General features: G+C 58.7%; 9 protein-coding genes. 7 read left to right on the top strand and 2 right to left on the bottom strand.

What is annotated here, in order from left to right; all coding sequences use genetic code 11:
* Positions 1–109 precede the first annotated feature (109 nt).
* A complete protein-coding gene (locus ACOFKT_RS07205) occupies positions 110–892 on the top strand; it encodes an SDR family oxidoreductase (protein ID WP_419806725.1) in 783 nt (260 codons plus the stop codon).
* A gap of 223 nt (positions 893–1,115) precedes the next feature.
* Here the strand turns inward: ACOFKT_RS07205 and ACOFKT_RS07200 are convergent, their stop codons facing one another.
* Positions 1,116–1,769: a TetR/AcrR family transcriptional regulator gene (locus ACOFKT_RS07200; RefSeq protein WP_419806724.1), complete on the bottom strand. Its 654-nt coding sequence runs from the start codon at positions 1,767–1,769 to the stop codon at positions 1,116–1,118.
* A gap of 84 nt (positions 1,770–1,853) precedes the next feature.
* Here ACOFKT_RS07200 and ACOFKT_RS07195 point away from each other — a divergent pair, with 84 nt between their 5' ends.
* The 6 genes from ACOFKT_RS07195 (at position 1,854) to ACOFKT_RS07170 (ending at position 10,468) form a co-directional block, all read left to right on the top strand.
* Positions 1,854–2,642 carry an SDR family NAD(P)-dependent oxidoreductase gene (locus ACOFKT_RS07195; RefSeq protein ID WP_419806723.1) on the top strand — a complete coding sequence of 263 codons (789 nt, stop codon included), beginning with the start codon at positions 1,854–1,856 and terminating at the stop codon, positions 2,640–2,642.
* A gap of 291 nt (positions 2,643–2,933) precedes the next feature.
* Complete coding sequence (locus ACOFKT_RS07190; protein WP_419806722.1) at positions 2,934–3,953, top strand: YncE family protein; 1,020 nt, start codon at positions 2,934–2,936, stop codon at positions 3,951–3,953.
* A 306-nt stretch (positions 3,954–4,259) separates the two neighbouring features.
* Positions 4,260–4,775 carry a VIT family protein gene (locus ACOFKT_RS07185; RefSeq protein WP_419806721.1) on the top strand — a complete coding sequence of 172 codons (516 nt, stop codon included), beginning with the start codon at positions 4,260–4,262 and terminating at the stop codon, positions 4,773–4,775.
* A 25-nt stretch (positions 4,776–4,800) separates the two neighbouring features.
* Positions 4,801–6,024 carry a TolC family protein gene (locus ACOFKT_RS07180; protein ID WP_419807128.1) on the top strand — a complete coding sequence of 408 codons (1,224 nt, stop codon included), beginning with the start codon at positions 4,801–4,803 and terminating at the stop codon, positions 6,022–6,024.
* On the top strand, positions 6,021–7,358 hold the full coding sequence (locus ACOFKT_RS07175; protein WP_419806720.1) for an efflux RND transporter periplasmic adaptor subunit: 1,338 nt from the start codon (positions 6,021–6,023) through the stop codon (positions 7,356–7,358). The genes ACOFKT_RS07180 and ACOFKT_RS07175 overlap by 4 nt, the downstream gene beginning before the upstream one ends.
* A complete protein-coding gene (locus ACOFKT_RS07170) occupies positions 7,358–10,468 on the top strand; it encodes an efflux RND transporter permease subunit (protein WP_419806719.1) in 3,111 nt (1,036 codons plus the stop codon). The genes ACOFKT_RS07175 and ACOFKT_RS07170 overlap by 1 nt, the downstream gene beginning before the upstream one ends.
* A gap of 84 nt (positions 10,469–10,552) precedes the next feature.
* Here the strand turns inward: ACOFKT_RS07170 and ACOFKT_RS07165 are convergent, their stop codons facing one another.
* On the bottom strand, positions 10,553–13,423 hold the full coding sequence (locus ACOFKT_RS07165) for a TonB-dependent receptor (RefSeq protein WP_419806718.1): 2,871 nt from the start codon (positions 13,421–13,423) through the stop codon (positions 10,553–10,555).
* Positions 13,424–13,615 lie beyond the last annotated feature (192 nt).

Here is a 13,615-nt window from a genome sequence, read left to right as displayed (position 1 = left end):
TCCCGGCAACTATCTCTCTTCCCTTTCTTTATGTAACCATTGACAACATTGTGGACATCGGGCACATTGGTGAAAGAACAGTTTGAAAGCATCCAGGCACGGAGGATCTATGAAGTTGACGGGGAACACAATACTGATCACTGGCGGCACATCCGGCATCGGGCTCGAATTGGCTTTGCAGCTGTTGCACATGGGCAATCATGTCATCGTGACCGGGCGCGAGCAGGACAAAATCGATGCCCTTGCAAAAGAACACCCTGCGCTGGTCACCATGAAAAGTGACGTGTCTGAACCGTCGGCAATCTCCCAATTGTATGAACGCATCACCACGGATTATCCGGCTCTCAACATTCTGGTCAACAACGCCGGCATCATGCGCAAGATCAATCTGCAGGATCGGGGCGTCGACCTGGACGACATCACTCGCGAGGTGGATGTCAATCTGAGTGGCTCTATACGCATGACCAAGCAGTTCCTGCCACATCTGCGAACTCAGCCCAGCGCGGCGATCATCAACGTTTCTTCGGGGTTGGCGTTCGTGCCCTTTCCTATCTCGCCGGTTTACAGCGCGACCAAAGCCGGAGTTCACGCGTTCACGAAAGCATTGCGAGTTCAGATGAAGAACACAAAGATTCGCGTATTCGAACTCGCTCCTCCTTCGACGCAGACGCCGTTGCAAAACGCATTCAGCGCGAAGGACGTGAAGGCCAGCGCCAACATGGACGTGAAGACGCTTGTGCAGAAAACTCTTCACGGACTGGAACGAAATCACCTTGAGATTCGGCCAGGCAGCAGTAACATACTCCATCTTCTCAGCCGTGTGGCGCCTAAGCTTGCACTGAGATTGACGAGTGGTTCCATCAACGACATGCTCGCGCAAACTCAGATCTAGAAGGCGTACGGCGATTCGTCACAATGCTATGTCGGTTACGCTCGATTATATTGCGAGTCTCGGAAAGAAAGAGTGTTGACGTAGGTTAAGGCTAGTTAAAGCAAGCCTACAAAGCTGTTTCTGTAACTGATGTTTCCAAACCATGTAGAAAATCAGCAGGAGCGAATTTCACACCGTACCGATATCAAGCCGGTGAAGCTGCCAAACCACGCTGCGGGTACGCTTAGCGATGATCCACGCACTCCTGTGTTTCCGCGGTCGGCCACGCGGCCATCAATGCATTGATACTGTTCAGCAGATCCGCTCGACTGGCTCCGTCGCGAGCAAGCGTCGACATGCCCTGCACCATGGCGACCGTCATTGCAGCCAGAGCGAGAGGGTCTGCCGTGGGTGGGAGTATGCCGGCGCGGACGTCTCGTTCTGCTCTCTCTTGAAGGGCAGTCTGTATGTCAAGGCGGACCTTTCTGAGAGCAGCCCTGACCCGACGGGAATCAACGGACCCTGTAGACGCAGCGCTGGCCACCAGGCACCCTGCAGGCGAACCCCGCTGCGTGAACCAGCGCGCTGAGACGACAAGCAACTCATAAGCCGCCTCTCTGGCGGAAGCAGCTTCGGAGATTCTTTCGGGCGCGGACTTCGGCTCCGGATATACATAGCGTCGCAAACAGGCAAGGAACAAGTTTTCCTTGTCGCCGAATGCTGCATAGAGACTTGGCGCGGTAATGCCCATCGCTTTCGTCAGGTCGGACACGCTGGTTGTCTCATATCCTGTACGCCAAAACTGGAGCATAGCTTTTTCAAGCACCTCCTCCTTATTGAAAGAAAGGGGTCGTCCCACGCGCCTGGCCGAAAATTGGACTGCTTTCATCACAATCATTATGAAATGCTTGACGCGCCGCGGCAACAAAGCGCAATATTTCGTAGCGGTCATTAGGAAAGGACGTGATGGATGGAGCTTTATTTGAAAGGGAAACGTGCCCTGGTCACCGGCAGCACGAGCGGCATTGGGGAGCAGATTGCCAAGACACTGGCCGAAGAAGGCGTGCAGGTGATTGTGCACGGCAGGCGGACTGCTGAGGCAGAACGTGTTGTCGGGGAGATCTCACAGGCCGGAGGAACAGCGATTGCAGTGACTGGTGAGCTCGGCAGCGATGCGGAAGCGGCAAAGGTCGTCGAGACCGCCCTAGCGGCGTTCGGCGGCGTTGACATTCTGGTCAACAATGCGGGCGCGTTCCCAATGAAGCTCTGGATGCAGTCTACAGCCGCAGAGTGGGTGGACCTGTACAACGCGAATGTCGGCTCTGTTGTTCGACTAGTGACACAGCTTGTGCCCGCCATGGTGGAGCGTCGCTGGGGTCGCGTTATTATGTTGGGTAGCTTTCTTGGTCCAATGCCGCAGCCGATCGTAGCCAGTTACTCGACCACGAAAGCTGCCAACATTGCACAGGCAGTTTCTCTTTCAAAAGAGCTCGGCGGTACCGGTGTCACCGCGAATGCGGTGAGCCCAGGCCCCATCCGCACCCCGGGCATGGAAGCGGGTGTGCGCGAAATGATGACGGCTCAGGGACAGGAGTACGACTTCGATGTCTTTGAGCAGTTCTATGTGAAGGAAACACGTCTTGCCGCAAACAAGATCGGGTCCCCGGTAGACATTGCAAATGCGGTCGCCTTCCTGGCCAGCCCTCGTGCGGATTTCATCACTGGAACGAATCTGCGCGTTGATGGAGGCATGCTGCCGACAACGAACTGATGATTGCTTCAGGCCGCTGTTGCATGGCAGCGCCTAAAGTGTTCATGCACTGCTTCATGAGGCACGGGCGTTGAGAAGACAGACGTGCCGAAACCCGTTTAGTCGCCCAAACCATGCTGCCGCTCATTGGTGAATTTTTTTTGGTGTTCCGATGATGAACGGATCAGTTCGCGGAAACTTCGAAGCTGAAAGCACTTCAGCAGTGGGCATAACGATGCACGTCACCTTCATGTCCGCTTAAGGTCGGCGCAGCAAACTGGTGTTTACTCTACATGGAGCTTCGAGGACATCATGAACCGACTTCTGCTTGGCTGCCTGACGATTGCTGCGGTCTGTGGGCTTCAGAGCGTTCCCGCACAGCAGCCCTACCAAGTGTTGGACCACTGGAAAATCGGCGGCACAGGCGGTTGGGATTACCTTCTTGCCGACCCTGGTGCTCATCGTCTTTACGTCACGCATAATTCGCGGGTCGAAGTTTTAGACACCGCCACGGGTAAGTCCATTGGCGCCATTACTGGCCTGAAGGGCACGCATGGTGTAGCCCTGGATGATGCCGGCCGGTTCGGTTATATCAGCGACGGCGCCGCAAACGCCGTTGTGGTATTTGATCGCAAGTCGCTTGCGACGGTGGCCTCCATCCCCGCTGGCACGAATCCGGACGGCATCACCTTTGAGCCGGTTACGAAGACCGTTTGGGCCTTTAACGGCCGCAGCAACAACGTAACGGTTATCGATACGACAAGCCGTTCCGTTATCGCAACAATCGCGCTTCCAGGAAAGCCGGAGTTTCCGCAACCGGATGGCAAGGGCCACGTTTTCGACAATATCGAAGATAAGAACAGCATTGTCGCTCTGGATGCCCGAAGCAGGGCCCTGACTGCCACGTGGCCGCTGAAGGGCTGTCCATCTCCGTCCGGTTTGGCGATTGATCGCGCTCACAATCATCTCTTTGCCGTATGCGATGAGAAAACAATGGCGGTTGTCGATACGAACAGCGGCCAGCAACTCGCCATAGCCGCGATTGGAGACGGCCCCGACGCGGCCGGCTTCGACAGCAAGCATCAACTGGCCTTTGCCTCCACGGGCGACGGTCTGCTCACGGTGGTGGACACGGCCAATGGTTACAAGACCATCGAGTCACTGCCCACCATGAAGGGCGGCCGGACCATGGCGTACGACGAGGCAAATGACCGCGTCTACGTGACGTCCGCCGAGTACGGCGCCAGGCCCGCTGCCACGGCGTCTAATCCACGCCCAAGGCCGGCAATCACTCCAGACACCTTCCAAATTGTGGTGATCGGCCGTAAGTAGAAACCAGCGAGGAAGGGCCGCCGAGTGGCGGCCTTTGCTGGTTCCGGAATGGGCTTAGACGGCTTCGCTGTTTTTTTGATTCCCCACAAAATTAGCCAAGCTAATGCAAACCTTGCTCTATATTCCCGATCTCGAAGGTGACCCTGTAACGCAGAAATCTGCCTCGAGCTGCGTGGGCCGTTCGATCGGCAAACGAGCGGAGGCGCTTAGACCCAACACTGACAAAAATGTTTGGCCTCGTTTCGTAGTCAAGACCGACCTCCGAAGTCGTACTTCCATTTACAAAAAAGGCAGCATCTCTCGTCTATGCAGGAAATGTCCCGCTTAGCAGAGGATCTTCGCGATCTGGCTGCGAATGAACAAAACTTTGTGCTGCGCGTCGTGCAGCCTGGCCTTGCTGGGCTGATGGACGGCTCTGTCTCAACGCTGGCTCCCCTGTTTGCGACCGCATTCGCGACCCGCAACCCGCATACTGCGTTTGTCGTCGGCGCGGCCTCGGCTGTGGGCGCAGGCATCTCCATGGCCTTCTCCGAGGGGCTTTCAGACGATGGCGAGCTCACCGGTCGCGGTAAGCCTGTGATGCGTGGACTTGTGACCGGCGCGATGACTTTCGTCGGCGGATTTCTACACACCTTGCCGTTTCTCACGAGCAAGCTCTGGCTGGCGTTGGATCTTGCGTACGGAGTCGTCGGGCTCGAACTGATCGTTATTTCCTGGATCCGCTTTCGCTATTTGCAAACAAGCTTTCTTCGGTCCTGCCTACAGGTCATGCTGGGCGGCGCACTGGTGTTCGCCTCGGGTGTGTTGATTGGGCAATCGTAGTCAACCCGTCTGGCCTGCCGCGTTCGTGTGTGGGCTGCTGTGCATCGGTGCCTCTACCGGTACGAGCGCGGCGTCGGCGCAGTCCCTCAGCCTGCATGACGCGGTCCAAGCCGCACTCAGCAGTCCACAGGCGCAGGCGGCGGCAGCACAAACGGAGGGAGCACGAGGGCAGCTGAAGCAGGCGGGGCTCGGACCGAATCCACGCCTTTTCCTGCAATCGGAAGACTGGCGGCCCTGGGATGACGATTTCGACTTTGGATCACAGACAGAAAACTATGCTTTCCTGAGTCAGACCCTAGAGACCGCAGGGAAACGCGGAAAGCGTGTGTCCCTGGGACGAGCGCGAGTTGCCGAGGCGGAAGCTAGAGAGCAGATTGCCCGATTCACCTTGGCAGCGCATGTTGCAGGAGTCTACTACAACACAGTTGTCCTACGGCGCGTGGCAGGTTTGCTGGAACAAGACATGCATACGGTAGACGAGATGGTGCGCTATGACCAGCTGCGTGTCAACGAGGGAGCCATGCGCGGAGTCGACCTGCTGCGCATGAAGATTGAGCACGACCGGCTGTTGTTGGCACTTCGCTCCGCCGAACGTGACGCTGCCCAAGCGCAGTTGGAACTGCTGAAGCAGATGGGCCGCGCGCCTTCCACGCAACCGCTGGAGTTGACTGACCGCATTGACCAAGCAGCAGGTTTAGCCGTTATCGCGCCTGTACCGGTGGATCAGGTGCTGGCACAACGGGCCGATCTGCAGGAATTGCGCGCGGCGGTATCCGCCGCGGAGGCGGATCTGGCAGTGCAGCGTTCACTGCGTGTGCCCAATCTGGATCTAGTGGGTGGCTACAAGCGCAACGGCGCCTTTAATACCGGATACAGCGCCCTGCAGCTCGACTTGCCATTTCGTAATCGCAATCAGGGCGAGATTGAGCGAGCGCAGGCAGCGGTGCAGTATGCGCGCAGTTCGCTGGCTGCTGCGGAACTGCGTGTGCGAGCCGAGGTGGCGCAGAGTGAAGAGAGCTACCGGCAGGAACGTGACATTGTGGAACATGTGCTGCCCGATATGCGAAGCAACGCACAACAGAATCTCGCGCTGTTGACCGAGGCATACCGCCTGGGAGGAGTAGACCTCCTGCGTTTTCTGGATGCGGAGCGAACTGCCTTTGATGTTGAGGTGAGTGCGTTGCGCACCGTTGCGGATTTTCGTCAGGCGGCGCTCCGTCTGCAGCTGTCCTACGGAGAACAGCCATGAAGCGTTTCCTACAAGCCACGACAGCACTCATGCTGCTCTGCCCGCTGTTGGTTGGCTGCCATTCCCAGGACAGCGCAGGCGGCGCAACCAAGACTGGGCAGGAGTCCAAGACCTCCGGCTCGGACAAGGCGAGCAACGGCGCGGACACCAGCGGCAAAGGTGGTGGCGAAAGCAAGGATGGCGGAAGCGGCGGCGCGAATGGCGGCAGCGGCTCGGATAAAAGCAGCGCCGGTATGCCGGTCGATACCGTCAAGATTGAGCCGGCAGACCAGGGCAAAGCCGGTATCCGCATTGCTCCAGTTGAGGTGCGCCGGGTGCCGCAGCAGCTCATCGCGTCGGGTCAGGTTGCGATGGATGAGCGTCACACGAATCACATAGGCGCGCGCGCGGATGGGGTGGTCGAACGGGTCATGGTGCTGCCGGGCGACATGGTGCGCTCCGGCCAGACGCTGGCTTGGCTGCACAGTCACACCGTGCACGAGACGGTGGGTGCGCTGGCGCAAGCCTATGCCGCAGTCGACCGGCAGAGCTCCGCAGTGAAATTCGCGGAAGCAAATCGCGACCGGTACCAACATCTACTTTCGCTGCAGGTGGCTTCGCAGGAAGAAGCGCAACGCGCCGGGCAGGAACTGAAACAGGCACAGCAGGGCCTGGCCGATGCGGACGCCAACGTCCACATGGAGCGAGAGCACCTGAGCGAGCTTCTGCAGGTCTCACCCAGCACGCTCACGCCACAGACCATCTATCAGCGCGAACTGGTGCCGATCCGCGCGGAATACTCCGGCAATGTGATACAGCGCGACATCACGCCGGGTCAGGTGCTTCTCACTGGCCAGCAGGCCTTTGTCGTGTCAAACCTTTCTACCGTGTGGGTCATGGCCGCCGTGAACGAGAAAGACCTGCCGCAGGTACATCGGGGCCAGGACGCGACGGTGACTACGCAAGGCCTGCACGAAGTTGAAATGCACGGTGTCGTTGGTATGCTTGGAGATCAGGTCGATCCGCAAACGCGCACGGTCCCGGTACGCATCACCGTTTCCAACCCGGGCACACGCTTGCGGCCCGGAATGTTCGCCACCGCCAACATTAACCTGAGCGCAACAACCGAAGGCGTGTATGTGCCCGAATCCGCACTGCAGGACGTGAACGGCCTGCAAGCCGTGTTCGTGACAGCCGACAACACGCACTTTACGGTGCGGGCAGTCACGCTGGGTGAGCATTCACGCGGCATGGTACAGGTGATCAAAGGGCTTTCCCCGCAGGACCACGTGGTGGTCGACGGTGCGTTCATGGTCAAGGGTGAACTGCTGAAGGGCAGCGTAGGCGAGGGCTAATGCGGCGCGTCATCGACTTCTTTCTGTCCAACCGATGGCTCGTCCTCGGTCTGTTGCTCGCGCTCATTGTGGGCGGTATAGCCGTGATGCTGCGCCTGCCGCTGGAGGCTTTCCCAGACCTCACCAACAATCAGGTCGTGGTCACGGTGCAATGCCCGGGCATGTCACCGGTCGAGGTGGAACAGCTTGTCACTTTTCCTCTCGAAACCGGCATGATGGGCCTACCGAAGCTGCAGATGGTCCGCTCCACCAGCAAGCTTGAGTTGTCGATGGTCACGGTCATCTTCGACGACAGCATGGACCGCTATCTTGTGCGGCAACTCGTGAACGAGCGCATTAACCAGGTGCAAAGCCGGTTGCCCGCCGGTCTGTCACCCGTGATGGGTCCGATGGCCACCGCGTTCGGCGAGGTCTACCAGTACACCGTGCAATCACCGCGGCTAAATTTGATGCAGCTGAAGACGCTGAATGATTGGACGATTCGCTACGCCCTGCAAACCATCTCGGGCGTGAGCGAAATCAACAGTTGGGGCGGGCTCACCAAGCAGTACACGATCGAGGTCGATCCGGCAGCGCTGCAGCGCTACGACCTTTCCCTGCACGAGGTAGTGCAGGCCGTCGCGGACAACAACGCAAACTTCGGCGGCAGCTACATTGAGCACGCGGAGCAGCAGTACACCATTCGCGGCATCGGCCGTGCCGGCGGTGTAGACGATCTGGGCAACACCATGGTGACCAGCAGAAATGGCACACCGGTGCTGCTGCGGCAGGTCGCCACGATCGGCACCGCGCCTTTGCTGCGTCATGGCGCGGTGATGCACGACGGCAAGGGTGAGACCGTCAGCGGCATGGTCATCATCCAGCGTGGGGAGAATGGGCAAAAGCTGATCCAGCAGGTGAAGCAGAAGATTCAAGGCCTTCACCTGCCCGGCGCCGCGAAGATCGTTCCTTTCTATGACCAGAGCGACGTCATCAATGCGACCACGCATACCGTCGCGCACAACCTCATAGAGGCCGCGGTGCTGGTGCTGGTGATTTTGCTCATATTCCTGGGCGACTGGCGCGCGGCCGTGGTGGTCGCTTCTACCATTCCGCTCTCGCTGCTCTTCGGCTTTCTTGGCATGGATCTGTTCGGCATTTCCGTGAACCTGATGAGCCTGGGCGCCATCGATTTCGGCACCATCGTCGACGGTTCCGTGGTGATGGTGGAAAACTGTATGCACCGGCTGGACGCGGCGTCGGGGGACGAGGACAAAGATAAGCCGGAGCCGGAACGGCTGACCGCGATCGTGCGTGATGCCGCCCACGAAGTCGGCCGACCCATTGTGTTCGGCGTGCTCATCATCATTGCCGTCTACCTTCCGATTCTGACGCTGCAAAGCCTGGAAGGCCGCATGTTCCGCCCGATGGCAGTCACCGTAGTCTCCGCGCTTTCCGGTTCCCTGCTGCTCGCATTGTTTGTTGTGCCGACGCTGTGCACGGTCGCGCTGCGGCATCGTATGAAGGCGCGCAGCAGTGCAAAAGCCGATAGCAACAAGAAGCAGAACTGGTTTGGCCGGTTGCGCGAGCGTTACAGCCGTTCCCTTGAGCATGCGGAGCGGCATCGCCGGCCTATTCTTATTGTCTCTGCAATCGCCGTTGTTATTGCGCTGGGGTCTCTCACATTAATCGGCACAGAATTCATGCCCAAGCTCGACGAGGGCTCGCTTGTCATCACCTCCAAAAAACTGCCCGGCATTTCGCTGACCGAGTCCATCCGGATTGGAAACGAGATTGAACGTACGATCCTTAGCTTTCCAGAGATCGCCGGTATCGTCACGAAGATGGGGCGCCCTGACCTGGCGACCGAAGCCATGGGCGAGTACGAGTCAGACAGCTACATCAGCTACACGAAGAAAGCGTTGGACCTGAGTCCCGCCGACAAGCAGAAGCTTTCCGACCGCATCAATGAGACCCTCAGCAAAATCCCGGGCGTCAGCTACGAGTTCACCCAGCCCATGGAGATGCGGATGGATGAAACCATCACTGGCACCCGGGGCGACGCGGCGCTGAAGATCTTCGGCGAAGACTTGAACACGCTGGAGCAACTGGGCAAGCAGGCGCGAAGCATCATCGCCGGTGTCAAGGGGGCATCGGAGACGCAAATGGAGTTGATCTCCGGCGCTGAAGAGCTACAGATCGACATTGATCGTGCTGCCGCCGCGCGTTACGGCGTAAACGTAGCAGACGTGCAGACCCTTGTGGAATCGCTATATGGCAGCAAGCAGGTATCGGAGATGATTGAGGGCGAACAGCGATTCCCTATCGCATTTCGCCTGCCCGCCACACTGCGTAACAACCCGGACGAACTGCGTGCGATCACGTTCAAAGCACCCGACGGCGCTCTTGTACGTCTCGACCAGGTCGCTGACATCCGCCAGGTGCGCGGTCCGATTCTGATCAACCGGGAACAGGCGCAGCGCCGGGCTGTGGTGATGACCAGCGTGGAAGGCCGCGACCTGGGCGGCTTTGTGCACGACGCAGAGACCGCAGTCACCAAACGTTTGAACTTGCCCGCGGGGTACCGCCTGGAGTGGGGCGGCCAGTACGAAAATCAGCGTCGCGCCCAGGCACGCCTGCTCATCGTCTTTCCGGTGTCGGTGCTGATTATTGCTGGCCTGCTGTATGCCACATTTCGCAACGCAAAGCAGATGCTGCTGATTCTGCTGATCGTTCCGCTATCACTGGTTGGCGGGATCGCCGCTCTCTGGCTGCGCGGCATCAACCTGAACCTGTCGGCAAGCGTCGGCTTCATCGCGCTATTCGGCATCGCCGTGTTGAACGGCGTGGTGATGGTCAGTCACATGAACAGCCTGCGCGACGCCGGTCAGCCCATCGAGGACGCCGTGCGCAACGGCGCCGCAGACCGCTTGCGTCCGGTCATGATCACGGCACTGGTGGCGAGCCTCGGGTTCATCCCTATGGCGCTGTCCACTTCACGCGGTGCGGAAGTGCAGCGACCTTTAGCAACCGTGGTCATCGGTGGCCTTGTCTCCGCGACCATGCTCACGTTGTATGTCCTTCCGTTGCTTTACGGGCTTTTTACGCCACGCTCAGCCGATTCGACGTAAAAGAAAAGCGAAGGTGCCGTCACCTCAGCAAGTGACCCTCTTCACGCGAATGGGACGGGTCACTCGCCAGAGCGACCCGGTGGATTAGAAGGTGAGCCGGGCCGCGAGCTGAACACTGCGCGGATCGCCCACTGCCGTTGCCTGCCCAAAGGTGCTGTTGGACGCGTTTGGGTACACTCCGGTTCCAAAGGTTCCGTTCGGGATCATGTTGTTGCGGTGATTTAGGGCGTTGAACGCTTCCGCAACACCCTCCAGCCTGAGCCGTTCGGTCAAAGCGAACGTACGGCTGAGGCGAGCATTGACACTGAAAAAGTCGAAGCCGATTCCAGCATTCCTGCCGATCAACGTGCCAGGAAGAGCCTGCGTACAAGGATTGTTACCGCCGTTTGAGGTCAGGCTGTAGCCCGGTGCACAAGGCCGTTGTGTGCTTCCCTGCCGCGTCGTTGTTCCTGTCACAACATTGAAAGGCAAGCGCGAATAATACTGCAGGATGCCGCCAAGACGCCAACCATGGGTCAGGTGACCGGCAAATGTGGAAGTTGGCCGAATCGACGAGTCAACCGTCGCATCGAAGACCACCCGATGCCGCTGGTCATCGTCGGAACGGCTCCGATCCTCACCGACGAAAAGGTTGTTCACTGGCGAGCTGAAGAAGAACTCCCCGACATCGTCGATGGCCTTCGACCAGGTGTACGAAAGCCTTGCGCTCGCCCAACGCGTGGGCCGCTGAACCACGGAGACAGCAAGGCCGTCGTAGTAGGAATCGGCCTTCGAATCGTAACCCCTGCTGTTGGCGTAAGCCGGGTTGGGGCGCGACCCATCCACGTTGATGTTGCTGTTGACTGACGTCAGGAGATGCTCTCCGCGCAGGTGCTGGTAGCTGATGCCCACGCTGCTGCGGCTAGAGAGCTGTTGTTCCACCTCAAGGCTGGCCTGCTGTGCGTAGGCGTTCTCAATGTTCCGATTCAGCAACGTGTAGTTCAGAAGCGCGCCCGCTGGTGGTGCCGTCGCAACGTTCGGGAACATCGGCGCGCCTGCCTGCCCTGGACTGAACGTGTAGTTCAACAACGCGGCCTGCGCCGGATCGGTTGTGTTGTTCGCAGAAAGCAGAGCGTTAGCGAGTGCACGGAGCGGGATGCGGTCGTAGAACAATCCATAACTGCCGCGGAGGACCGTTCTCGCGGTACCGTACGGAGACCAGGCGAAGCCCACTCTTGGCGAAACATTGTTCTTGTCTGTGTTGATCGTTCGCAGGAACTGAAGATCGTACCGAACACCCAAATTCAGCGTGAAGCCTGGCGACACCTTCCACTCATCCTGAGCATAGAATCCGACATTCGGATTGTTCTGCGTGACTGCAGGCGTTCCAAAGGATTGGGTGTACCCCTGAACGTTGTAGACACCCGTCAGGAAAGTCGCCAGGGACGAGAAGGTGTATGCGCCGCGCAATGACTGGGGAAAGGTGATGGTGTCGCGGTTGTAGAGGAAGTCCACACCAGTCTTGAAGGTGTGGGCGCCACGCTGAAGAACGAGATTGTCGACAACTTCGTAGAGGTAGTTGAGCCGCGCGGTCGGTGAACTGGAGAAGTGTCCAAACGAAGCGACCCCGGAAATCGTCACTGCCGGGCCGGTCTCGTCATTCGGCGGAGCGTCCAAACTGTCGTAGGTGAACTGTCCGCGAGTCTCATTAAAAGTGCGCGGCGAAATTATCGCAACGTTGCTTGCGGCAACGGTGTGGTTTACATCGCGGACGGCCGTTCCGAAGCTGACGGCAGCAAGGCTTCCTGCACCGCGTGCGTTGATGGAATCGAGCCGGTAGAGACTATACCGAAGATTGAACTGGTCACGATCCCCGAACTGGTGATCCACGCGGCCAAAACCGTTCGTCGTGTGAACCGTGGTTGGATAAAGCGTGGTCGGGCCAGTTCCCACAGTCAGCAAAGGCGCTTTGTACCCAACGGTCTGCAGCCTTGTATTGATGATGGCTGCGTTCGCAGGCGTGATTGTGATGATGCCGTCAGTGTTAAGCCGGCGCTGCTCGAAGTTGGCGTATGCGAATGTCCGGTCGCGCTGGACCGGCCCAGACAAGCTGCCGCCGTACTGCCCTTGTGTCAGAGGGAGCTTGCCCCGCGAGAGCGCGTTATTCGCGTTCAATCGTTGATTGCGAAGAAAGCCGTACAGATCCCCGTGCAGGTCGTTGCTGCCGTTCTTGGTGATGATGTTGAAGTAGCCGCCCAGAGCGCGTCCGAACTCCGCCTGGCCGCCCGAGGTGACCACCTGGAACTCCCGAATCACATCCAGCCCATAGCTGTTTCCAGCCAGACCTGCTGCGTCATCATTTGCCGAAAGGCCGTCAACCACAAACCCATTCGAGAAATTGCGCTGACTGTTAATGGAGTAGCCTTGCCCGATGACCGGCGAGGTTTCCGCGAATGTCTGCACGCTGGCCGTGTTCGTTGGAGAGACGCCCGGGACCAGCAGTGCCAGATCAAGGTAGTTACGTCCATTAAAGGGCAGGTTCGTCGACTCATTTTCGCTGACCGTCCCCGCGATCTGACTGCGGTTCTCTTCCACGATAGGCGCCGCTCCGCGGACATCGACAGCAGTCGAGGTCGCGCCCACGGCCAGAGTGAACGAAACATCGAAGGCCGATCCTACGGTCAGCTGCACCTGCCGCCTTGCATCCGAGAAGCCGGAAGCAGTTGCTGTAACAGCGTACTGACCGACGGGCAGAAAGGGCACACGGAAGCGTCCATCACGATCGCTTCGGATCACCCGGGTCTGATTCGTTGCAAGCCGGGTCGCTGTCACTTGAGCATCGCGGATGACCGCTCCGGTCGCATCGGTTACGCGGCCCGCAATCGACGCTGTCGTAAGGGTTTCCTGTGCGACGAGGACAGGTAAGGGTGCGAACAGCATCGCGGGCAGAAGAGTAAAAAAGCTTGGTCGAAACACAGTTCCTCCAGAATCGGCTCGGCATATGGATATGCGGGCTTTGTTCTTGCTTCAGGCTGGCAGGTGAACTGTAGGAGGGCCTCTCTTCTGATTGGAACGGTCTCGCGATACGTGCCGCTTCGCCTCTACCTGTTGGCGAACTGCGGGGGACGACACCACCTCTGCAAAGGTCAGTTCAGCAATCCCAAGATC

The organism is Terriglobus sp. (genome assembly GCF_965201105.1).
In the GTDB taxonomy this organism is placed as follows: Bacteria; Acidobacteriota; Terriglobia; order Terriglobales; family Acidobacteriaceae; genus Terriglobus.
This window is presented reverse-complemented; position numbering and strand designations above follow the sequence as displayed.

Bases quoted from the DNA above. Each gene is read 5' to 3' on its own strand.
- ACOFKT_RS07205 (WP_419806725.1), top strand. From the start codon at position 110: ATGAAGTTGACGGGGAACACAATACTGATCACTGGCGGCACATCCGGC.
- ACOFKT_RS07200 (WP_419806724.1), bottom strand. From the start codon at position 1,769: ATGATTGTGATGAAAGCAGTCCAATTTTCGGCCAGGCGCGTGGGACGA.
- ACOFKT_RS07190 (WP_419806722.1), top strand. From the start codon at position 2,934: ATGAACCGACTTCTGCTTGGCTGCCTGACGATTGCTGCGGTCTGTGGG.
- ACOFKT_RS07185 (WP_419806721.1), top strand. From the start codon at position 4,260: ATGCAGGAAATGTCCCGCTTAGCAGAGGATCTTCGCGATCTGGCTGCG.
- ACOFKT_RS07175 (WP_419806720.1), top strand. From the start codon at position 6,021: ATGAAGCGTTTCCTACAAGCCACGACAGCACTCATGCTGCTCTGCCCG.
- ACOFKT_RS07170 (WP_419806719.1), top strand. From the start codon at position 7,358: ATGCGGCGCGTCATCGACTTCTTTCTGTCCAACCGATGGCTCGTCCTC.